The 20,536-nt window shown below is 56.5% G+C and carries 21 protein-coding genes; 1 reads left to right on the forward strand and 20 read right to left on the reverse strand.

What is annotated here, in order from left to right; genetic code table 11:
- Nucleotides 1-144: 144 nt before the first annotated feature.
- From mnhG to ACFQPC_RS14270, 7 genes are all read right to left on the reverse strand, one after another.
- Nucleotides 145-519 carry a monovalent cation/H(+) antiporter subunit G gene (gene mnhG, locus ACFQPC_RS14240; RefSeq protein ID WP_382272533.1) on the reverse strand — a complete coding sequence of 125 codons (375 nt, stop codon included), beginning with the start codon at nt 517-519 and terminating at the stop codon, nt 145-147.
- Nucleotides 516-794 carry a K+/H+ antiporter subunit F gene (locus tag ACFQPC_RS14245; RefSeq protein ID WP_012081103.1) on the reverse strand — a complete coding sequence of 93 codons (279 nt, stop codon included), beginning with the start codon at nt 792-794 and terminating at the stop codon, nt 516-518. Before ACFQPC_RS14245 ends, mnhG begins: the two co-directional genes overlap by 4 nt.
- Nucleotides 791-1,297 carry a Na+/H+ antiporter subunit E gene (locus ACFQPC_RS14250; protein WP_382272534.1) on the reverse strand — a complete coding sequence of 169 codons (507 nt, stop codon included), beginning with the start codon at nt 1,295-1,297 and terminating at the stop codon, nt 791-793. Before ACFQPC_RS14250 ends, ACFQPC_RS14245 begins: the two co-directional genes overlap by 4 nt.
- Nucleotides 1,294-2,922, reverse strand: a complete 1,629-nt coding sequence (locus tag ACFQPC_RS14255; RefSeq protein ID WP_382272535.1) for a monovalent cation/H+ antiporter subunit D — start codon at nt 2,920-2,922, stop codon at nt 1,294-1,296. Before ACFQPC_RS14255 ends, ACFQPC_RS14250 begins: the two co-directional genes overlap by 4 nt.
- Complete coding sequence (locus tag ACFQPC_RS14260) at nt 2,922-3,263, reverse strand: Na+/H+ antiporter subunit C (protein ID WP_382272536.1); 342 nt, start codon at nt 3,261-3,263, stop codon at nt 2,922-2,924. Before ACFQPC_RS14260 ends, ACFQPC_RS14255 begins: the two co-directional genes overlap by 1 nt.
- Complete coding sequence (locus tag ACFQPC_RS14265) at nt 3,263-6,187, reverse strand: monovalent cation/H+ antiporter subunit A (RefSeq protein ID WP_382272537.1); 2,925 nt, start codon at nt 6,185-6,187, stop codon at nt 3,263-3,265. The genes ACFQPC_RS14260 and ACFQPC_RS14265 overlap by 1 nt, the downstream gene beginning before the upstream one ends.
- A 789-nt stretch (nt 6,188-6,976) precedes the next feature.
- Complete coding sequence (locus ACFQPC_RS14270) at nt 6,977-7,423, reverse strand: CopD family protein (RefSeq protein ID WP_382272538.1); 447 nt, start codon at nt 7,421-7,423, stop codon at nt 6,977-6,979.
- Between the two features lie 169 nt (nt 7,424-7,592).
- On the opposite strand from ACFQPC_RS14270, the gene ACFQPC_RS14275 reads away from it, so the two are divergent.
- On the forward strand, nt 7,593-9,455 hold the full coding sequence (locus tag ACFQPC_RS14275) for an ABC transporter ATP-binding protein (RefSeq protein WP_382272539.1): 1,863 nt from the start codon (nt 7,593-7,595) through the stop codon (nt 9,453-9,455).
- 51 nt (nt 9,456-9,506) lie between these two features.
- On the opposite strand, the gene ACFQPC_RS14280 is transcribed toward ACFQPC_RS14275, so the two are convergent.
- The 13 genes from ACFQPC_RS14280 to ACFQPC_RS14340 form a co-directional block, all read right to left on the reverse strand.
- Nucleotides 9,507-9,992: a GNAT family N-acetyltransferase gene (locus ACFQPC_RS14280; protein ID WP_382272540.1), complete on the reverse strand. Its 486-nt coding sequence runs from the start codon at nt 9,990-9,992 to the stop codon at nt 9,507-9,509.
- Between the two features lie 136 nt (nt 9,993-10,128).
- Nucleotides 10,129-11,448, reverse strand: a complete 1,320-nt coding sequence (locus tag ACFQPC_RS14285; protein WP_382272541.1) for an MFS transporter — start codon at nt 11,446-11,448, stop codon at nt 10,129-10,131.
- A gap of 59 nt (nt 11,449-11,507) precedes the next feature.
- A complete protein-coding gene (lipA, locus tag ACFQPC_RS14290; RefSeq protein WP_382272542.1) occupies nt 11,508-12,503 on the reverse strand; it encodes a lipoyl synthase in 996 nt (331 codons plus the stop codon).
- Nucleotides 12,504-12,637: 134 nt separating this feature from the next.
- Complete coding sequence (gene lipB / locus ACFQPC_RS14295) at nt 12,638-13,288, reverse strand: lipoyl(octanoyl) transferase LipB (protein WP_382272952.1); 651 nt, start codon at nt 13,286-13,288, stop codon at nt 12,638-12,640.
- A 10-nt stretch (nt 13,289-13,298) separates the two neighbouring features.
- Nucleotides 13,299-13,595: a DUF493 family protein gene (locus ACFQPC_RS14300; protein ID WP_382272543.1), complete on the reverse strand. Its 297-nt coding sequence runs from the start codon at nt 13,593-13,595 to the stop codon at nt 13,299-13,301.
- Nucleotides 13,596-13,655: 60 nt separating this feature from the next.
- On the reverse strand, nt 13,656-14,507 hold the full coding sequence (locus tag ACFQPC_RS14305; protein WP_382272544.1) for a D-amino acid aminotransferase: 852 nt from the start codon (nt 14,505-14,507) through the stop codon (nt 13,656-13,658).
- A 183-nt stretch (nt 14,508-14,690) separates the two neighbouring features.
- The gene (locus ACFQPC_RS14310; protein WP_382272545.1) at nt 14,691-15,839 is read right to left on the reverse strand and encodes a D-alanyl-D-alanine carboxypeptidase family protein; all 1,149 of its coding nucleotides are present in this window, start codon (nt 15,837-15,839) and stop codon (nt 14,691-14,693) included.
- A gap of 121 nt (nt 15,840-15,960) precedes the next feature.
- Nucleotides 15,961-16,587 (reverse strand): alpha/beta hydrolase, encoded by a 627-nt coding sequence (locus ACFQPC_RS14315; RefSeq protein WP_382272546.1) that lies wholly within the window; start codon nt 16,585-16,587, stop codon nt 15,961-15,963.
- 61 nt (nt 16,588-16,648) lie between these two features.
- Complete coding sequence (locus tag ACFQPC_RS14320; RefSeq protein WP_382272547.1) at nt 16,649-16,969, reverse strand: (2Fe-2S) ferredoxin domain-containing protein; 321 nt, start codon at nt 16,967-16,969, stop codon at nt 16,649-16,651.
- A 42-nt stretch (nt 16,970-17,011) separates the two neighbouring features.
- A complete protein-coding gene (locus ACFQPC_RS14325; protein WP_382272548.1) occupies nt 17,012-18,166 on the reverse strand; it encodes a VanZ family protein in 1,155 nt (384 codons plus the stop codon).
- The gene (locus ACFQPC_RS14330) at nt 18,136-18,747 is read right to left on the reverse strand and encodes an ABC-type transport auxiliary lipoprotein family protein (protein ID WP_382272549.1); all 612 of its coding nucleotides are present in this window, start codon (nt 18,745-18,747) and stop codon (nt 18,136-18,138) included. Before ACFQPC_RS14330 ends, ACFQPC_RS14325 begins: the two co-directional genes overlap by 31 nt.
- Nucleotides 18,748-18,770: 23 nt before the next feature.
- On the reverse strand, nt 18,771-19,685 hold the full coding sequence (locus ACFQPC_RS14335; RefSeq protein ID WP_382272550.1) for an MlaD family protein: 915 nt from the start codon (nt 19,683-19,685) through the stop codon (nt 18,771-18,773).
- 9 nt (nt 19,686-19,694) lie between these two features.
- Nucleotides 19,695-20,534, reverse strand: coding sequence for an ABC transporter ATP-binding protein (locus ACFQPC_RS14340; protein WP_382272551.1), 840 nt, complete (start codon nt 20,532-20,534; stop codon nt 19,695-19,697).
- Between the last annotated feature and the right edge of the window lie 2 nt (nt 20,535-20,536).

Here is a 20,536-nt window from a genome sequence, read left to right on the forward strand (position 1 = left end):
ATGTTGCTGATTTGAATACGTTTTATGTGAGTTTATGCAAACGCCGGGACGGCATGCAATCGACAGCTGTTAAGAGCGTGTTAACAACTGTTTTTTGGACGGAAAACGGGGATTCGGGCGTTCCGGACGCCCGATGTCGGGGATTTATTCTTTTTCCGGGAAGCTGTAGACCGCGCCCGAATCGGCTCCTGCATTGCGTTTGCCGGCCCGCAAGTCGCGATAGACGGCAGCCCGCATGATCAGCATCGCGACTACCGGTGCTGTCATCAGGATGAAGGCGGAGATAATCAGTTCATGGATCACCAGGCGCGATTGCAGGACGGTGAAGTAAAGCATCGAAGCCAGCAGCAGGCAGCCGGCACCCAGCGTGACCGTAATCGCCGGCCCGTGTATGCGCTGATAAAAACTGGGCAGGCGCAGCAGACCGAGCGCGCCGATCAGGATCACGGCACCGCCGACGATCAGCAACAGGGCAACAGGCAGCGCGGCCCAGGCCGGCAAGGTTTCAAATCCATTCATTCTATGATCTCCCCGCGCATCAGGAATTTGGTCAGCGCAATCGTCGAGACAAAGCCAAGCAATGCAATCATCATCGCCGCCTCAAAATAAATCAGGTCGCCAAAACGTATGCCCAGCATCAATGCCAGCAACATTGCGCACATCCACAGCGTATCCAGCGCCAGCACGCGGTCATGCGCGGTCGGGCCTATCAGCAGGCGGATCGTGCAGCACAGCATCGCCAGGATGATGCAGAGGAAGGCGAACTTGACTGCCAGTTCCAGCATGAGCGTCATGTCACTTTCTCCTGTTCAAAAACTTCGATCAAGGGCCGCTCGTATTGCGTCTTGATGGTGTCTATCCACCATTGTTCGTCGTGCAGGTCGAACACGTGCAGCGCCAGTTCATGGGTATCCGGCAGGATTTCCACCCACACCGTGCCCGGTGTCGAGTTGATCAGGCAGGACAACATCGCCAGGCCATAAGGATTGCGGATGTCCAGCGGAATACGGATGAACTGCGAATTCAGCTTGCTGCGTGGTGTGAACAAAATCAGGCGGCTGACATTCAGGCAGGAGCGCACGATTTCTATCAGTGCCATCCACAGCAGGCGGAACAGCGTCAGCGGTTTCGAGATGCGCGGGAAGCCCAGCGGTTGCAAAGGCTGCGTCAAGACCGGTATGACGATCGCCAGGATGATGCCGAGTAACCAGGTGGAGGCTTCCAGGCTTTCATTGAGCAACAGCCAGAACAGCAGCAGGATGAAAGACATCAGCGGTGAGGGTAGCCAGCGTTTCATGGGCGACCTCCGTTGGCAGAAGCATTCGGTACCGCAGGTTCGGAAATCACCCGGTCTATGTATTGCGAAGGTTTATGCAAGTCATTGCTGGTGCGTTCCAGATAGGCAAACACCGGTCCTGCCTGCACGGTAAGTATCACGCACAGCAGGAGCAGGGCGCTGATGGGCAGCACTTCGCTCAGGTGCAGGCGTGGCGAAGCGATCGCACCCGAAGCCCAGAAAGTACGTACACCAAAACGCATCAGTGAAATAATCGCGGCGAGGCCGGACAGTACGATCAAGGTCATCAAGGCCCAGGTGGTCGAGCTAATGACGATATTGCTCGCATCCGGATGCAGCAAGGCATGGAACAGGCCGAATTTCGCAACAAAGCCCGACAGCGGCGGCAGACCGGCAATGATGAGCGCGCAACCGGCAAAGGCGAGGCCAAGGAATGCCAGCGCACCGGGAATGCCGACGCCGGCGGTTTCTTCCGGTTTTTCTTCAATCGCAAACGCTTCCATCGTCAGTGCCAGCATGTTTGCGCCAGGCGAACGGATGCGTTCCACCAGTTCAATCAGCAAGACAAAAGCCGCCATCGCCATGGTCGAACCAAGCAGGTAGTACAGGCCGGCGGTGACCAGCGAAGCCTGGCCGTAACCTATCACTGCCAGCAAGGTACCGGACGACACAATCGCACCATATCCAGCCATACGTCCGAGGCCTTCACTGGCCAGCATGCCGGCTGCGCCAAAGACGATGGTCGCCATGCCACCCCACAGCAATGCGTCGTAACCATAACCGGCGACGGCACCGGCATCCGGCGAGAAGATCAGCAACCACAAGCGCAGGATTACGTAGGCACCGACCTTGGTCATCAGCACCAGCATGGCGGTAACCGGCGGTGAAGCGGCGGCATAGGTGGTCGGCAACCAAAAGCCGAGTGGCCACATTGCACTCTTGACCAGGAAGGCGATAGCGAGGACGGCGACGCCGATTTTCAGGAAGACCAGGTCATTCGCATCGACTTGCGGTATGCGTGCCGCGAGATCCGCCATATTCAGCGTACCGGTGCTGGCGTAGATCAAGGCGACGCCGATCAGGAACAACAGTGATGCGGCAAGGTTGATCGCGATGTATTGCATGCCGGCGCGGATGCGCGCGGTGTTATAGCCATGCAGCACCAGACCGTAAGATGCCGCCAGCATGACCTCGAAGAAGACAAAGAGGTTGAACAGGTCATGTGTCAGGAAGGCACCGTTAATTCCCATCAGCAGGAATTGGAATAGCGTATGGAAATGCACGCCGATGCGGCTCCAGCGCATCATCGAATACAGCAGGGCGGCAGTTGCCAGGACGGCGGTGAGCAAGAGCATCATCGCGGCCAGGCGATCGGCAATCAGCGAGATACCAAATGGCGCGCTCCAGTTGGCCGCCAGGTATACGCCTATGCCATCCAGCCATTGTTCGCTGTCGGTCAGTTGTATCAGGACGATGGCGACCGCGAGTTGCAGCAAGACAGAAGTCAAATTCACGAAGAACTTGAATTGATGTCGACTTTCGTTAACCAGGATCAGCAGTGCGCCGCATAAGAGCGGTAGCAGCACCGGCAGGATGATCAGGTGTTGGATCCATTCCAGCTTCATCAATCAGTCTCCTCGCCGTCGACGTGATCGGTGCCGGTCAGGCCGCGCGAACCGATCATGACGACCAGATACAAGGCGGTCGTGGCAAAGCCGATAACGATGGCGGTCAGCACCAGTGCCTGCGGCACCGGGTCGGTGAACATGGCCGGATCAGGGGCGGCTTCGCCGAGGGTCAACGGCGGGCGATTGACCCACAGGCGACCCATGATGAAGATAAAAAGATTGACGGCATAAGACATCAGCATCAGGCCGGTCAGGACCTGGAAGCTACGTGGCCGCAGGATCAGCCAGATGCCGGAGCCAAACAGTACGCCTATGGCGAGAGAGATAACAATTTCCATCAGACGATCCCTCGCTTGTTGGTGGTAGTTGCATCGGCAGCGCTACCTTGTTGCGGGCGACGACTACGTATCGATTGGTGGGCCAGCGCGACCAGGATCAGCATGGTGGCACCGACGACGACGACGAAGACGCCAAGGTCAAAGAAGAAGGCGCTCGGGACATGAACTTCACCGAGTACCGGCAAATGCAGGTGCGCGGTATGACTGGTCAGGAATGGATAACCCAGCAGGAAGGCGCCAAGGCCGGTGAGGCAGGCCAGCACCAGGCCGAACGATAGCCAGCGCAGCGGTCGCAGGTGCAAATGGGTTTCGACCCAGGTAGTACCGGCCAGCATGTATTGCACGATGATGGCGACCGCAAAAATCAGGCCGGCGACGAAACCGCCACCCGGCAGATTGTGCCCGCGCATAAAGAAGTACACCACGATCATCGCCATGAAAGGCAGCAGGAAGCGCAGGTAGACGCCAGGCACCATCAGGTAACCGAATTCGACTTGTTCCGCCGGGGTTTGCCGTGCCGCCAGGTCGATATTGCTGATTTGCTGTTCCGGTGGCGCCATGCTTTCCGGTGCCGGACGGAAGCGACGCAGCAGCGCGTAGACCGTCAAGGCAACGATGGAGAGTACCGTGATTTCGCCCATGGTATCGAAGCCGCGGAAGTCCACCAGCAAGACGTTGACCACATTCGAGCCGCCACCTTCGGACAGGGCGCGCAGCAGGAAGAAGTCGCCTATGCTGGCCGGTTGCGGATGCGTCAACACAGCATAGCTGACCGCTGCGATACTGACACCGCCGATGATGGCCAGGATCAAATCGCGGGAACGACGCAGCCATACGGTGCGCGGGATTTGCATATTCAGTTCGCGCGGCACCAGGCGGCGTGGCAGCCAGCGCAGGCCGAGCAGGATCAGGACCGCGGTGACGGTTTCCACCATCATTTGCGTCAGTGCCAGGTCGGGTGCCGACAACCACAGGAAGGTCATGCTGACGACTACACCGGTACCACCGACCAGGATCAGGGCAGCCAGTCGGTGATATTTTGCCTGCCAGGCACCGGCGAGTGCGCAGACGCAGCCGATCACCCACATCAGGGCAAACAGCGGATCGACATTGTTAAACGACGCGGCGTTCAGTACCGGCAGCGGCCGCACCATCAGCAGCGGTACGCCTATCATCGCCACCATCATCAGGAATAACTGCGGTTGCAAACGGCGTGTGCCCAGCCATTTCACCAGCAGTGCCGCACCGGCCGAGATACGCAACATCGTCGATTCATATGCTTGCGCACCACTGAGGCGATGCAGGACAGGTACGCGGTCACGCGACGCCAGGTAAAAGTAACGGCGCAGGATGATATAGAACACGATGCCACCGGCGAGTGCGATGAAACTCATCAGCAGCGGCAGGTTGAAACCATGCCACATGCCAAGGTCGTATTCAGGTGTTTGCACGCCGAGTACCGAGACGACTGCACTGTTGAGGAAAGGCCTGACGCTGAGGCCCGGTACGATGCCGACGATCAGGCATAGCAGCACCAGGAATTCAACCGGGAAGCGCATCCAGCGTGGCGGTTCATGCGGGGTTTTTGGCAAGTCCTTGGGCAGTGCACCGAAGAAAACACTGATGAAACGCAGCGAATAAGCGACGCTGAAAATACCCATCGCTACCGCCGCATACGACATCCACCAGTTTTCGGTGCCGCCCACATGCAGGGTTTCGGCGAAGAACATTTCTTTCGACAGGAAGCCGTTAAGCAAAGGTACGCCGGCCATCGACGCACTGGCAACAATCGCCAGCGTCGCCGTAATCGGGATCGCATGGCGCAAGCCGTGCAGTACGCGCATGTCACGTGTGCCGGTTTCATGGTCGATGATGCCGGCCGCCATGAACAGCGAGGCCTTGAAAATGGCGTGGTTCAGGGTGTGGAAAATCGCCGCGACTACGCCCAGCGGTGAGCCTATGCCCAGCAATACGGTAATCAGGCCCAGATGGCTGATGGTGGAATAGGCGAGCAAACCTTTCAGGTCATGCTGGAAAATCGCGATGAAAGAACCGAGCAGCAGCGTACATACGCCGGCCCCGGCAATCAGCCAGGTCCATTCTTCAGTGCCCGATAATGCAGGCCAGAAGCGGATCAGCAGGAATACACCGGCCTTCACCATGGTGGCCGAATGCAGGTAAGACGACACCGGAGTCGGCGCCGCCATCGCGTGCGGCAACCAGAAATGGAAAGGGAATTGCGCGCTCTTGGTCAATGCACCGAGTGCGACCAGTACCAGCGCCGCCAGATACCAGTCATGCGCACGGATCTTGTCGCCGGCCGCCAGTACGATATCCATATCGTAGCTGCCGACGATATGCCCGATGATCAGGACGCCGCACAGCAGGCAAAGGCCGCCGGCCGCCGTCACGGTAAACGCCATACGTGCACCGCGACGGGCGTCTATCCGATGGTGCCAATAACCGATGAGTAAAAATGAGGTGAGGCTGGTGAGTTCCCAGAACACCACCAGTTGAATCAGGTTGCCGGACAGGACCACGCCCAGCATCGATCCCATGAAAGCCAGCAGGAAGGCAAAGAAGCGCGGTACCGGATCTTCCGGCGACATGTAATAGCGTGCGTACAGTACGACCAGCAAGCCGACGCCCAGTACCAGCATGACAAATAACCAGGCCAGGCCGTCCATCCTGAGTGCAAAGTTCACGCCCTGCAGCGGCAGCCATGCTGCCTGGTAGCGCACGATTTCACCGGCGCCGACGTGTTGATAGAGATAAGCAGAGATCAGCAGGCCATACAGGGCAACGCCGCCGGCCAACAGGGATTCGCGGTTGCGCGCATTTGCGGGCATGCAGGCGGCGATGACGCAGCCTATGAAGGGAACGATGACGAGGGAGAGTAACAGTAAGGATTCTGGTATATACATGCGCAGGAAAACAATCAGGAGAAATGGCGAGTCGGGTTACATCAGCGACCGGCGACCGGATGAGTTCAGGATGTGTATGTCATAGAAGGATATCCCTGTTAGTTTGATTAAAAGCCCGGCGCTCCACTGCGCATGTCGATATCTGCAGCTTATCGAAGCGGGTCAGCCGTCATGCCCGCACTGCAAAATTGACATATCAGTTTGATATATCGAATTGACATATGTGAATCATTCAACCTTGCACGCGTATTCAAGCAGGAATTGAAGCAATCATTTTCAGCTCAAGCCTGCTACATGGACGAACGAAGCAAAATTTAATGCACAAGAAAGTCAGGGCACATCTGCATTGGCAAAATCCTTGCCTGTTGTTGCAGCGCACACCACCGGTGGAGCCCTGTACGCTTGCGCGTGCAAGGGCAGCTTTCCTTGAACATCCTGAACGTATCTGGATACACATGGCGTTGTACCGACGGATGGTCGCCATTGGCCCATCTGGTACTGACCGGAGGTCAGCATGTCTATTCGTGCGCGCGCATGTTGCGCGCTGCTTACAAAATCCTGTTACCGATTTTTTTCAGCCCGTCAATAATAACAGACTTGCTTTGTGTGCTCGCCTGCAACTTTTAAAGAGTGCACGCAGCTTGGCTTGTAGTGTTTAAAAGCGGCGCTTTTGTTCGCCGCGTATTTGAATGCAGCGAAGCATGGCAGTGCGCTCGTGAAAATGCCAATTCATGTATGCTGTACGACTTGGAATGCTTCTGCCACGGAAACATTCCAAGGGAAAAAGAATTAACGTAGCAGCGGTCCCAGCGTACCGATGACTATCGTCACCAATCCAAGTATCAAATTGATGCCCACCAGTTTGCGTATGGTCGCCATCGCGGCACCACCGGCTTTCCATTCCTGCGTTGCAACCGCACGCAGCAGGCGACGGTAGGGGGCAAAAAAGATGTGCGCAAAAATCAGCATCATGATGATGCCGAGCACAAACATCAGGGTGACATAGAGCGGTGGCTTACCCATCAAGGCCATCATATACAGCCCGCTGCCGAGTATCAGTGCGACAGAAACCCAGACCCAGGTGAAGAACTTGCTGAACACGCCTGCCAGCAAAGTCAGGCGTTGCGGTGGTTCCAATACGGTGGCGGCAGTAGGGCGCAGCGCATTGTGTGCAAAGAACATGCCGCCAACCCAGACGGTAAAGCCAAGGATGTGTAGGAATTTCGCAATGATCATTGGGACTCTCTCTGGTGAAATGGGTTATAGGGCCATAGGGTAGCTGAAGCTTTGCCGATTACAAAGAAAATTGAATAGAGATTGCCGCACCCGGATGTGGTGCTCGCAGCATGGATGCCGCAGTCAGCCTGGGAATGACTGCCCGCATCCGGCTTATATGGAGAAGTGAATGTTTGTCTGGTTTGAAAAATTATTACATCCTTATCAGGATGAAGTACCTGCTACACCACCCAGCGGATTTACCGCTTTTGTCTGGGCTTGTACCAAAGGGGCGCGCCGCTATATTGCCGCGATGACTTTGTTGACGGCTGCCATCGGCGTATTTGAAGCATTGCTGTTCGCGATGATGGGGCGCATCGTCGACTGGCTCAGCAAGGTGCAACCTGCACTCCTGTGGACCCAGGAGCGCAATAGCCTGTTGACCCTGGCCGGAGTGTTGGTGCTCAGCGTGATCCTGGTTGCTTTGCAAACCATGTTCAAGCACCAGGCCTTGGCGGGTAACTTCCCGATGCAGTTGCGCTGGAATTTCCACCGACTGATGCTGAACCAGAGCATGGGCTTTTACCAGGATGAATTTGCCGGGCGCGTGGCAGCGAAAGTGATGCAGACGGCATTGGCAGTGCGCGACGTGTGCATGATCATGGGCGACATCCTGGTGTTTGTATTGATCTATTTTGTGACGCTGGTAAGCGTGGTCGGTACTTTCGATTTGTGGATGCTGGTGCCCTTCATGAGCTGGGCTGCGCTGTATGGCGTTGCCTTGCGTTACTTCGTGCCGCGTTTGAGCAAAGTATCGCGGCATCAGGCCGATGCGCGTTCATTGATGACCGGGCGTATTACCGATGCGTATACCAATATCGGTACCGTCAAACTGTTTTCGCATGCAGGTCGCGAAGCCAGTTATGCGCGCAATGCGATGCAGGAATTCCTGGTCGCCGTACATAACCAGATGCGTTTGGTGAGTGGCTTCGAAGTCGTCAATCACGCTTTGAGCATGTTGCTGATACTTAGTACTGCCGGCGTTGCCCTGTGGTTATGGATACAGGGACAGGTTGGTGTCGGTGCGGTTGCCGCAGCGACCGCGATGGCCTTGCGCCTGAACGGTATTTCGCACTGGGTGATGTGGGAGATGGCCAGCCTGTTCGAACAGGTAGGCACAGTGCAGGATGGCATCAATACCCTGTCGCGCACGCATACTGTGGTGGATGCACCGAATGCCTTACCGTTGCAGGTCGATAAAGGCGAGCTGGTATTCGAGGGTGTGGGTTTTTCCTATGGCGGTACGCGTCCGGTTATCGAGCAACTGGACCTGACCATACGCCCGGGTGAGAAAGTCGGGCTGGTCGGACGCTCCGGGGCCGGCAAGTCCACCATCGTGAATTTGCTGCTGCGCTTTTACGATATTGAACAGGGTCAAATACTGATAGATGGGCAGGACATCGCGCATGTGACACAGACCAGTTTGCGCGCGCAAGTCGGGATGGTGACGCAGGATACTTCCTTGCTGCATCGTTCGGTACGCGACAATATCCTGTATGGTCGCCCGGATGCCAGCGATGAGCAAATGATCGCCGCCGCGAAGCGGGCGGAAGCACATGAATTCATCCTGACCTTGAGCGATGCCAAGGGTCGTACCGGCTACGATGCGCACGTCGGCGAGCGTGGCGTGAAACTGTCCGGCGGTCAACGGCAGCGGATTGCAATTGCACGCGTGATGCTGAAGGATGCACCTATCCTGCTGTTGGATGAAGCGACCAGTGCACTTGATTCGGAAGCGGAAATTGCGATCCAGGCCAGCTTGTATCAATTGATGGAAGGCAAGACCGTGGTTGCGATTGCACATCGGCTGTCAACGATTGCCGCGATGGACAGGTTGATCGTGCTGGACAAAGGCAGCATCGTGGAAGAAGGTACGCATCGCGAACTGCTGGAGCGCAATGGTTTGTATGCGCGTTTATGGGCGCATCAGAGCGGCGGCTTCCTTGGTGAAGAGGATGATGCCGAAGAAAACACGGACGACATCGTCGTTTAAGCCGGATCGCTTTGCTGTTCACGCATGTTTTTTTGTGAACAGCAACGCGGTTTAGCAGCCGCGCTCCAGGATTTCGCCGGGCAAGCCGTCGAAGTCCATGAATTCCCGAAATACGAATTGGTTGTTGAGCAAAATCTTTCTGGATGGAAGGTTTGCCGGGTCGATGATGGCAAATAAATGCTTGAGCCCAGGCTGTTCCTGTGCTCTTGTGACGAGCAAGCGTGCGACCCTGCCAGCGATGCCTTGCCCCCAATATTCGGGCAGGATGATGTAGCCCAACTCGGCAGTGTCGGCGTTGGCGGCGCTGACCTCCAGCTTGGCCAGGCCGATGAAGTGCCCGTGTTGTGCATCAAGTATTTTGAAGCTGCCCAGCTCGGGGTGTATCCCATTGTTGAGCAACATCGCCGCGTAGTCCGGCTGGGCTTCATCCAGGGGCATGGCGCGCTCCGTGATCATCGCCATCACTTTGGCGTCGCTCACGAGCCGGAAATAGTCGTCAAAGTCTTGCGGGCCGAATTTCTTCAGTACGAATTCCATTTGATATGCCAGCCTTTCCATAGATAGTTCATTTACTGAAAGTCATCTGCGAAGTAAGCATATGGTGTCGCGTATCCAATAAAAAAGTCCGGTCAGCGTATGCTGTACCGGACTTTTTATTTGCAGGAAAACCTGATCAGGAATTGCTGCCGGAAGGAGTCAGTCCCGATTCGGTAATCGACTTTTGCTTGCCTACCAGTAGCAATGCCAGCAGCGTCAGCAATGTAGCGCCTGACAGGTAGTAACCGACATAGTGCAAACCGTAATTGGTCGCCAGCCAGGTCGCGGCATACGGTGCCAGCGATGCACCGACGATGCCGCCGAGGTTGAAGGTGAGCGACACACCGGTATAGCGGATTTCAGTCGGAAACAGTTCGGACAACATGGTGCCGAGCGGACCGTAGGTCATGCCCATCAGCGCCAGGCCGAGCGACAGGAAGAGGGTGACGCCGATCGCATCATTTGCGACAAACATAGGCGCGATCAGGAAGCCGAACAGTACGATCGCAATCGATACCAGGATCATAGTGATGCGGCGGCCATATTTATCAGCCAGCAAGGCAGAGATAGGGATGGTCAGTGCGAAGAAAACGACTGCAAACAATTGCAGGATCAGGAATTCCTTGCGTGTGTAACCCAGGCCGGTGGTGCCCCAGCTCAAGGCAAACACGGTCATCAGGTAAAACAGTACAAAGGTCGCCGTAGCGATGATAGTGCCCAGTACCAGCAGACGGCTATGCTCGCTGAAGATGGTGGCGATAGGTACTTTGACGCGCTCGTTTTTATCCAGCACTTTCTGGAAGACCGGTGTCTCGGTAATTTTCAGGCGCACATACAGCCCGACCAAGACCAGCACCGCACTCGCAATGAAAGGAATACGCCAGCCATAGCTGAAGAATTGTTCATTGGTCAGGGTTTCGCTCAGCAGCAGGAAGATGCCGCCGGAGAGGAAGAAGCCCAGTGGTGCGCCGAGTTGCGGGAAGCAGCCATACCAGGCGATCTTGCCCGGTGGCGCGTTTTCGGTTGCCAACAATACTGCGCCACCCCATTCGCCACCCAGGCCCAGGCCCTGGCCGAAGCGACACAAGGCCAGCAACAGTGGAGCCAGTGTGCCGATCGCTTCATAAGTTGGCAGCAAGCCGATCACCACGGTAGAGATACCCATGGTCAGCAAGGCGGCAACCAGTGTTGCCTTGCGACCTATGCGGTCACCATAGTGGCCGAATACGGCGGAACCGACCGGGCGCGCAAAAAAGGCGATCGCGAACGTCGCCAGCGATTGCAGCATGCCGGCGGTGGGATTCGAAGAGGGGAAGAAGAGGGTGGGAAAAACCAGGACTGCTGCAGTGGCGTAAATATAGAAATCGAAAAATTCGATGGTGGTGCCGATCAGACTGGCGAATAAAACGGTAGCCGGCGAATTTTTCTTTTCGCTACCCGCGTTACGGTCATTCATTATTACTTTCCTTCTTCCCTGATATTTAACCGCGTTGCGGGTTGCTGAATTATTTCGGATTACTTGTTAACGACATCTTTTTGCGCGCTGGTCACGCCATGTGCCTGCTGGTCGGCGTGGTAAGAACTGCGTACCATCGCGCCGACTGCGGCATGGGCGAAGCCCATTTTGTATGCTTCTTCTTCATACATTTTGAAAGTGTCAGGGTGCACATAACGACGCACTGGCAAGTGGTCGCCACTAGGCATCAGGTATTGGCCGATGGTGAGCATGTCGACATCATGCGCGCGCATATCGCGCATGACTTGCAGCACTTCTTCATCGGTTTCGCCGAGGCCGACCATGATGCCGGATTTGGTAGGGGTGTTTGGATGTTGCGCCTTGAAGCGTTTCAACAGGTTCAGCGAGTATTCGTAATCGGAACCCGGACGTGCTTCCTTGTACAGGCGCGGTGCGGTTTCCAGGTTGTGGTTCATCACGTCCGGTGGTGCGGCATTGAGGATTTCCAGCGCGCGGTCCATGCGGCCACGGAAGTCAGGCACCAGGATTTCAATGCGGGTGTTCGGCGACAGTTCGCGTACCCGGCGTATGCATTCGGCAAAATGGCCGGCACCGCCATCGCGCAAATCGTCGCGGTCAACAGAAGTAATCACAACATAATTCAAACGCAGCGCAGCGATGGTCTTGGCCAGGTTTTCCGGCTCATTGACGTCGAGTGGATCCGGGCGGCCGTGGCCGACATCGCAGAACGGGCAGCGGCGGGTGCACTTGTCACCCATGATCATGAAGGTTGCGGTGCCTTTGCCGAAGCATTCGCCGATGTTCGGGCAGCTGGCTTCCTCGCATACGGTGACGAGGTTGTTGGCACGCAGGATGTCCTTGATTTCGTAGAAACGGGTAGACGGTGAAGCGGCCTTGACACGTATCCAGTCGGGTTTGGGCAGGCGCTCCATAGGGATCACCTTGATCGGGATGCGTATGGTTTTGGCTGCACCCTTTTGTTTTTCGCTAGGGTTGTAGGCAGGCGTTACGGCTGGATTTGTCTCGGTAGTCATCAGGCAGGTCGCTTTATGTCAGTCGCCCTTATGTCAGCGCCGGGTAACAGTGCTGGCTAAGGACGCGTGGCGCCGACGTTCGTCATTGCCACGATGGAAATAATGGTAGTACGGATAATGCTGTTGCTGCCGGTCTATCGTGACAGGCTTTTGCTTAATTTGTCTGCCAGTGCGTTTTGCACTTCAGATAATGTCGCCTGCGCGCCCAGGCTTTGCATATCAATGGTGGCCAGGTCTTCATAACCGCAGGGATTGATCCAGGTAAACGGGGTCAGATCCATCGCAACATTCAGCGAGACGCCATGATAGGTGCAACCGTTGCCCCTGATCTTCAGGCCCAGTGCAGCAATTTTGGCGCCTTGCGCCGGTCCGTCCGACATGTAAATGCCGGGCGCGCCGGGTTTGCGCTCGCAGGCAAGATTATACGCCGCCAGCGTATCGATCACAGCCTGTTCGATTTTATTCACCAATTCCCGGGCAAACAGCCGGGCATCGGCCTTGTGGCGACGCAAATCTAGTAGCAAATAGATAACAACCTGGCCCAGGCCGTGATAGGTGACTTCGCCACCACGGTCGGTTTCTACAACGGGGATTTCGTGCGGATCCAGCACATGCGAGGGGTCGGCCGCCAGGCCGAGGGTGAAGACGGGCGGGTGCTCGACGATCCACAGTTCGTCGGCGGTCGCCGTCGTGCGCGCATCGGTAAATGCGCGCATGGCGGCGAATGTGGTGACGTAATCCTCCAGCCCGCGTTGCAGGACCAGGGGCTGGCGTGGCACGGACAGGTCCACGGTGTTACAGGACGTACTTCACCATCGGGTGCGACGACAAGGCGCGGTATAGATCGTCCAATTGTGCACGGCTGGTGGCACGTACCGTGACCGTCAGTGACAGGTAGTTGCCGGCCGAAGAAGGACGTTGTTCGATCCGGCCTTCGTGGAATTCCGGATCATGGATGGTGACGACTTCAATAATGGTCGGGACGAACTGATCGTGCGACAGGCCCATGACTTTGATGGGGAAGTCGCTCGGGTATTCGATCAGGTTTTCCATCGGATCGACCGGGTCGCTTGGCTTAGTTGGTTCTGTCATAGTGGCTGCTTTTGAAAGTTGTTATTTGTGCCAGCAGTATGCTGGCTGCCGGACCGGCTGTCAGGCGAATTTTGCGTCCTGATATGCCTTGTATAGTTGTTTATAAATGGGGCCGGGTTGCCCGTTTCCAATGGTCCGGCCATCGATGGAGACGACAGGCAAGACTTCCTTGGACGCTGACGACAATAGCACTTCGTCAGCAGTAAATACTTCGTCGCGGCTGATGCGACGTAATGCGAACGGAATATTGTTCGCTGCGCATAGCTCTTCCATCAAGCCGTAACGTATGCCTTCCAGTATCAAATTATCCTTGGGCGGACCCGACAGTATACCTTGCCTGACGACCCAGACATTGGAGGCCGATCCTTCGGTCAAAAAACCGTCGCGGAACTGGATGGATTCAATGGCATCGTGTTCCGCTGCATTTTGCGCCGCCAGGACGTTGCCGAGCAGCGAGATGGATTTGATTTCACAATGCAGCCAGCGTTTGTCTTCCATCGAAACACAAGCCACGCCGTGTGTGCGGACTTGCTCTGGCGGTGGTGTGAGCGGATTGGCCATGATGAAAACCGTAGGTGTCAATTCCACATTAGGGAAGGCGTGCGCACGTTTTGCTACGCCGCGCGTCACCTGTATATACGCCAGTTGATCCGGCACGGTTGCCGCAGCGGCCACGCGCGTGACCAGCGCCAGCCATTCATCTTCGGTGTGCGGATTGTTGATGCCGATGGCGGCCAGGCCGCGGAACAGGCGGGCCAGATGTTGTTGCGGGCGGAATGGTTTGCGGGCATAGATGGGGATGACTTCGTAGATGCCGTCGCCAAAAATAAAGCCCCGGTCCAATACCGAAATTTTGGCTTCGGAGAGGGGAGTCATACTGCCGTTCAGGTAGACGAGGGGATCGTGGTCCATGTCACCATTCCTTCAGTGGGGGAATCCAATTCTGGCACAAACGCCGGGCCGGCGGTGCGCTGCCTGCAGATGTTGACGGACGGCATGCTTGCGCCAAATAAAAACGGCAGGATCAACCGAAGTTGAGCCTGCCGTTGTTGCTGGCATGAGGACTAAGCCCCATTCCGCGCAAGCATCAGTGGATTAATGCACCCAGAGGCGGATCGAGTCCAGCGCACGACCGAAGAGGCCAGCCTGTCCGACTTGTTCCAGTGCCAGGACTGGCAACTCGGACACGACTTTGCCGTCAGCCGACATTACTTTGATGGTGCCGACCTGGCTGTTTTTGTCGATAGGCGCGACCAGTGGATCCTTGCGTGCCAGTACTGGTTTCATCGAGTTGGCTACGCCTTTAGGTACGGTCACATATACGTCGCGGGTGAAGCCGATCTTGACGGTGTTTTGTGTGCCTTTCCAGACATTCGGGGTGGCGATGGCTTCGTTCTTCGCGTACAGCTTGACCGTGTCGAAGTTCAGGAAGCCCCAGTTCAGCAGCTTTTGGCTTTCCTGTGCACGTGCCTGGTCGGAAACGGTGCCGAGTACGACCGAGATCAGGCGGCGTTCGCCGGTACCGTTAGGACGTTTTGCGGTCGAGATCAGGCAGTAACCAGCGCCCTGGGTGTAACCGGTTTTCATGCCGTCTACGGTCGGGTCCAGCCACAACAGGCGGTTGCGGTTCGGTTGCTTGATGTTGTTGTAGGTATATTCTTTGGTCGAATAAATTTTGTAAAACTCAGGGTGATCATTGATCAGGTGCGAAGCCAGCACCGACAGGTCACGCGCGGTCGAATAGTTGCTGGCGCTAGGCAAGCCGTGCGGGTTGGCGAAGTGGGTGGACTTCATGCCCATGCGTTCCGCTTCGCGGTTCATCAGTGCGACGAAGGCATCTTCGGTGCCGGCAACCGCTTCGGCGATCGCCACTGCAGCGTCATTGCCGGATTGCACGATCAGGCCGTACAGCAAGTCGTTGACCTTGACCGGTACGCGCGGTTCGATAAACATTTTCGAGCTGCTCGGATCGACTTTCCACGCATTGGTGGAAATCGTGATCATTTGGTTCAGGTCCAGTTTTTTATCCTGGATTGCGGTGAAGGCTACATACGCCGTCATCAGTTTGGTCAGCGATGCCGGTTCGATACGCATATCAGGTTCACTCGATGCCAGTACCTGGTTGCTGGTTGCATCCAGCAGTAACCATGATTTGGCGGCGATGGTAGGCGACGGAACACTTTGGGCAAAAGCGGAGGAAAGCGATAGGACGGTAGCAGCGATGGCCGCAAGTAATTTTTTCATTGGACTCTGTGGTGGATGCCCGCGTACAAATGCGGGCGTCGATTTGGAAAAGTTATCGGATTATAGCGCTGCGCGTGCTGCAGATCGATCAAGCAAGATGAATGTTTATCAATGTGGCAGCTTAGCGCGGCCACACTTCGACAACGTGATTCTTGATATGTTGCAGTTTGCGATTAAAAAAGTGGTCGCAGCCTGGAACCACCAGTACCGGCAGGTCTTGCGGGCGTGCCCATTCAAATACATTGGTCAGCGGGATGGTTTCATCCTGCTCGCCGTGGATCAGGATAGTCCCGGCCGGGACCGTCGGTAGTGGCCATTTGCCGGCCGCAGTACCGACCAGTACCAGGCGTTCGGCGGAACGGCCTTCCGCTTCCAGGCGTTTTTGTAATTGCGCCTGGACGAAGGTGCCGAAAGAAAAACCGGACAGCGCAAACGGCAGCTCCGGATATTTTTCTTGTGCATACGCTAACAGTTGCGCCATATCGTCGGTTTCACCGGCGCCACCATCATGTACCCCGCCGGATGCACCGACGCCGCGGAAATTCATGCGGAAGGCCGCATAGCCCAGTGTGACGAAAGAGCGCACCAGCGTATGTACGACTTTGTTATCCATGGTGCCGCCAAACAGCGGATGCGGATGGGCGACCAGCGCAAAACCGCGTGGTGTATCACTGGCAGGCAGGTCGAGGGCGCATTCCAGCGTACCGGCGATGCCGTCCAGCGAGAAGTATTGTGTTTGTGCGTTCATGACGTATGGCGTATGAATAGGATGGAGGCGGCTGCGCGGATCTTGGGCAGGGTGCCAGGTTTCAGATTTTCAGGCGTTCGACTACTTTGCCGCCGACCAGATGGACATCAATGATTTCATCGAGGTCTTCGTTGTCGACATAGGTGTACCAGGTGCCTTGCGGATAGATCACGATGACCGGGCCTTCTTCGCAGCGGCCGAGGCAACCGGATTGATTGACGCGGACTGCGCCGCTGCGGCTCAGGCCCAGTTCCTTGACGCGTGCCTTCAGGTGTTTTTGTGCGGCGTGCGCGCCGCGTTCGGCACAGCACTCGCGACCGTCATCACGTTGATTCATGCAAATGAATAAGTGCTGGCCAAAAAATTGTTTATCTTCAGACATGAGGGACGTAGCTGCTTTAAAGACCCAGATGATACACCCGCGTCATTTTCGCTTCACGCGATGGCTGGAATGCAGCAGGAACCACAAGGCGGCGAAAGGCCAAAACAGCGACAGGAATTGCGCGGCACCGTTGAAGTTGAGGAATTTCCCCTGCACCCAGGTTTCCAGCGTGGCAATAAAGTAAGGATTGGCCGGTGCGATATTGACGACGATCAGGCCGGCAATCAGCAAGCCTGCTGCAGCACGTCGCTGGTTCGCGCGTGACAGGAATATCAGGCCGGTCAACAGCGCCAATCCCAACAATAAACCGCCTTGTGCGCCTGGCGTCAGCCACGCGTATGCTGCATCCGGGCTGAAGAAGATGGCGGTGGCGAGGCCCTTGACCGCCAGTGCCGCCAGTAACAGCAGCAGTAGCAACACCAGGCGCGGTGCCTTGTCGCGCAACATGCACGCCAGTGCCAGCAAGGCACCGGCGACACCGCAAGCGGTAATGACGGCTTCGGTCAGCCAGTACTGCTCGACGGTGAGTTGCGCGCCATTGCGCAAAAAACTGCCGAGGTCGACAGGCGTCGCCAGCCATTCCGACAGCCAGTCGGAAAGGATAGGGAAGAGTTGGCCCTGGCCGAATAAATAGCTTTGCGGGTAAATCTGCGCCAGCGGCCACAGTGCAAAGATGGTGAGGCCGCGACTTGCTTCAGCGGTGAACCAGCGCTGCCGCAAATGACGCAGGCGACTACGCTCCAGCACCAGGTGGCTGCTGGCAATCCCGATTACCGCGCCTATCAGTGCGCCCAGGCTATTGGTGAGCAAATCCAGGTTGGATGCGACCCGACTCGGTAAATAAGCCTGGGTCGCTTCCATCGCACCGGATAACACAATGCCGAGCAGGAAGGCCAGCAGCAATGCGCCCAAGCGCCGCACGCGTGGATAGAGTGCGTACACGGCCAGGATGCCGAGCGGGATGTAACCGAGGATATTGGTCAGCAGGTCAAAGCCGGTCCAGTAACGTGGCGGGATGGTCGCCAGCAGATAGGTTTGCAGTGGCAAGCCGACGTCCTGCCAGCCGGTGAATGGATACAGGCTGGCATAGACGATCAGGAACAGATAGGCCAGCAGGGCACCGCGTGAAAATGTCGATGCCTGTATTGGCGGCGGCTGCGCTGGGATTATTTTTTCGTCGGGACTGTTGATAACCATACCGCTATTTCATTAATGATTGCATCGCTGGCCGTGGCCAGTGCCGCCGCGCCACCCGGGGCATCCGCGCTCACTGTTGGCAACTGCCGGCTGAACATTTTTTGTGCACGCAAATTGCGACCGTCGAACAGGGAAGCACGCATTGCGATGTGTATCGTGCTGTGCTGTGCGCTGTCAAATGACTGTGAAAAATCATCGACTTCGATCCGCAGGATAGGCAAATTGGCTGCGCCGTTATCGGCCGGGACCACGATACCGCCTGCTTGCGACAAACGTGCTTTCAACCTTTGCTCGAGTAACTGTGCCGGTGGCATCGCCCATTGGCTGCCGGCATAAGGGCGCGGCTGCTGGCTGTTGGCGTAATTCAGGCGGTAAAACATCATTTGCGTATCGAGCCAGCTTGGTGCTGCCACTTCGGCGATACTGAGCGCCGGCAGGTTGTTGACAGCTGTGTCGGGCTTTTGCGCCTGCAGCGGACCGAGGTCATACAGTGTCAGCGCCGGCGCATTGCCGGCACAGCCGGCGAGTAGCGCGCTACCGGCCAGTGCAAGTGTTATCAATAATCTGCGAGTGAGCTTCATCTTGGCTATCCTTGGCAGTGATCTTATGGAGCCGGCGCGCTGAAGCCGGCTTCGCCCGGACCGGGCTGGGCACGACCGGGGCCGAACAGTATGCCTTGCGGCCGCTGGTTGAATGATTCCAGCGCACGGTTTAGCGAACGCATCGAGGTGCGGGTTTCATCAATCAAGGGCGATGCCTGGTATTCCACCAGCGAAGCGGCCGAGCCAACTTTATTAATAGTATCGTCCAGGCTGTCGATCGGGCCACCTGCTGCATTCAGCTTGCTGGTGATTTGCGTGGCTTCGTCAGAGAAACGATTGATGGAATTGAGCGCGCTGTCGGCTTTGTTTGCGAGTGCGGGCAATTTATCCAGCGTCGGTTGCAATTGTTGCGGGATCTTTTCTATTTTGTTGGCCGCTGCGCTGACATCGCTGAAAGCGCCGAGTATGGTTTTTTGATTTTCATCAGACAGCATCAGGTTTACTTTCGATGCCAGTTCTTCGGTTTGCTTCAGGATCGCCAGTCCGCGCAATTGCAGGGTGTCGAGCAGGCTGGCGCGCAAGGTGATGCGTGCCACCTTGTTTTTGGAAGAGGGCAGCAATACCGGTTGTGAACCATCGTCGTCCAGTTGTACGTAGGCCAGCCCGGTCACGCCCTGGTAGCTGAGGGTGGCGAAAGTCGACTGGGTGATCGGTGTGTCTTTGGATACGCTGAAACGAATCAGGATCTGGCCGGGCTTTTGCGGATCGAACAATACCGCATCAACGCGCCCCACATCAAGCCCGCGATAGCGTACGCCAGCCTGTGGATTGAGGCCGGGCACGGACAGGGTGGTGGCGATTTCGTAGGGTACGCGTTCCACGCGATCCCGGTTGAACCAGAGTGCAATCAGCACCGCCGCGATCAACAGGACGATCGTGAAAATGCCGGCCATTAATGCATGAGCTTTATTTTCCATAATTGATCTTTAGAGTGATTGCGACTCTCCTCCCTTGGGCTGATCCGGTTTGTCGGGCAATGCTTCAAACGCACGCTGCCCGCGCTCGCCGCGGAAAAATGTTTCGATAAACGGATGCTTGAACTCCACCACTTTGTCGGGCCTGCAGTAAGCAATGATGTGCTTGTCGGCCAGTACCGCGACACGTGACGATAGCGCAAACAAGGTGTCCAGGTCATGCGTCACCATCACCACGGTCAGATGCATTTCATCGCGTAATTCGCGTATCAGGCTGACGAAACTCTCCGATGCATTCGGGTCGAGGCCGGCGGTCGGTTCATCCAGGAACAGCAGTTCCGGTTCCAGTGCCAGGGCGCGTGCCAATGCCACGCGCTTGATCATGCCACCGGACAGGTCGGACGGCATCTTCAGTGCATGTTCGGGACCGATGCCGGCCATCTGCAATTTCAACAAAGCCGCATCGCGTATTAATTGTTTCGGCAGCACGCGCAATTCACGCATCGGTTGTGCCACATTGTCGAACACCGTCAATGCCGAAAACAGCGCACCTTGCTGGAACAGCATACCCCAGCGGTTGCGCAATTGCTGCAGGTGTTCTGCATCGATGCGATTGATGTCTTCACCAAACACGCGCACGCTGCCGCTGGCAGGCTGGTTCAAGCCCAGCATCTGGCGCAACAATACCGTTTTACCGGAACCCGAGCCACCAACCAGCGAGACGATTTCACCCTGGTTAATCTTCAGGCTCAGGTGTTCATGCACCACTACATCACCGAAGCGCGTGCTCAGATTATCGATTTCTATAATCGTTTGCGGATTATCCGTATGGTCGTCCGTGCAGGCGGACATGC

The sequence above is a fragment of the Herminiimonas glaciei genome (genome assembly GCF_042664955.1).
Lineage (GTDB): Bacteria > Pseudomonadota > Gammaproteobacteria > Burkholderiales > Burkholderiaceae_D > Oxalicibacterium > Oxalicibacterium glaciei.

What these genes read in the sequence shown, in the direction of transcription:
- ACFQPC_RS14245 (WP_012081103.1), bottom strand. Translation starts at nt 794, where the DNA reads ATGACGCTCATGCTGGAACTGGCAGTCAAGTTCGCCTTCCTCTGCATC.
- ACFQPC_RS14260 (WP_382272536.1), bottom strand. Translation starts at nt 3,263, where the DNA reads ATGGAAATTGTTATCTCTCTCGCCATAGGCGTACTGTTTGGCTCCGGC.
- lipA (WP_382272542.1), bottom strand. Translation starts at nt 12,503, where the DNA reads ATGACTACCGAGACAAATCCAGCCGTAACGCCTGCCTACAACCCTAGC.
- ACFQPC_RS14255 (WP_382272535.1), bottom strand. Translation starts at nt 2,922, where the DNA reads ATGAAGCTGGAATGGATCCAACACCTGATCATCCTGCCGGTGCTGCTA.
- ACFQPC_RS14300 (WP_382272543.1), bottom strand. Translation starts at nt 13,595, where the DNA reads ATGACAGAACCAACTAAGCCAAGCGACCCGGTCGATCCGATGGAAAAC.
- ACFQPC_RS14335 (WP_382272550.1), bottom strand. Translation starts at nt 19,685, where the DNA reads ATGGAAAATAAAGCTCATGCATTAATGGCCGGCATTTTCACGATCGTC.
- mnhG (WP_382272533.1), bottom strand. Translation starts at nt 519, where the DNA reads ATGAATGGATTTGAAACCTTGCCGGCCTGGGCCGCGCTGCCTGTTGCC.
- ACFQPC_RS14285 (WP_382272541.1), bottom strand. Translation starts at nt 11,448, where the DNA reads ATGAATGACCGTAACGCGGGTAGCGAAAAGAAAAATTCGCCGGCTACC.
- ACFQPC_RS14315 (WP_382272546.1), bottom strand. Translation starts at nt 16,587, where the DNA reads ATGAACGCACAAACACAATACTTCTCGCTGGACGGCATCGCCGGTACG.
- ACFQPC_RS14250 (WP_382272534.1), bottom strand. Translation starts at nt 1,297, where the DNA reads ATGAAACGCTGGCTACCCTCACCGCTGATGTCTTTCATCCTGCTGCTG.
- ACFQPC_RS14320 (WP_382272547.1), bottom strand. Translation starts at nt 16,969, where the DNA reads ATGTCTGAAGATAAACAATTTTTTGGCCAGCACTTATTCATTTGCATG.
- ACFQPC_RS14280 (WP_382272540.1), bottom strand. Translation starts at nt 9,992, where the DNA reads ATGGAATTCGTACTGAAGAAATTCGGCCCGCAAGACTTTGACGACTAT.
- ACFQPC_RS14340 (WP_382272551.1), bottom strand. Translation starts at nt 20,534, where the DNA reads ATGTCCGCCTGCACGGACGACCATACGGATAATCCGCAAACGATTATA.
- ACFQPC_RS14330 (WP_382272549.1), bottom strand. Translation starts at nt 18,747, where the DNA reads ATGAAGCTCACTCGCAGATTATTGATAACACTTGCACTGGCCGGTAGC.
- ACFQPC_RS14325 (WP_382272548.1), bottom strand. Translation starts at nt 18,166, where the DNA reads ATGGTTATCAACAGTCCCGACGAAAAAATAATCCCAGCGCAGCCGCCG.
- ACFQPC_RS14265 (WP_382272537.1), bottom strand. Translation starts at nt 6,187, where the DNA reads ATGTATATACCAGAATCCTTACTGTTACTCTCCCTCGTCATCGTTCCC.
- ACFQPC_RS14310 (WP_382272545.1), bottom strand. Translation starts at nt 15,839, where the DNA reads ATGAAAAAATTACTTGCGGCCATCGCTGCTACCGTCCTATCGCTTTCC.
- ACFQPC_RS14305 (WP_382272544.1), bottom strand. Translation starts at nt 14,507, where the DNA reads ATGGACCACGATCCCCTCGTCTACCTGAACGGCAGTATGACTCCCCTC.
- ACFQPC_RS14270 (WP_382272538.1), bottom strand. Translation starts at nt 7,423, where the DNA reads ATGATCATTGCGAAATTCCTACACATCCTTGGCTTTACCGTCTGGGTT.
- ACFQPC_RS14275 (WP_382272539.1), top strand. Translation starts at nt 7,593, where the DNA reads ATGTTTGTCTGGTTTGAAAAATTATTACATCCTTATCAGGATGAAGTA.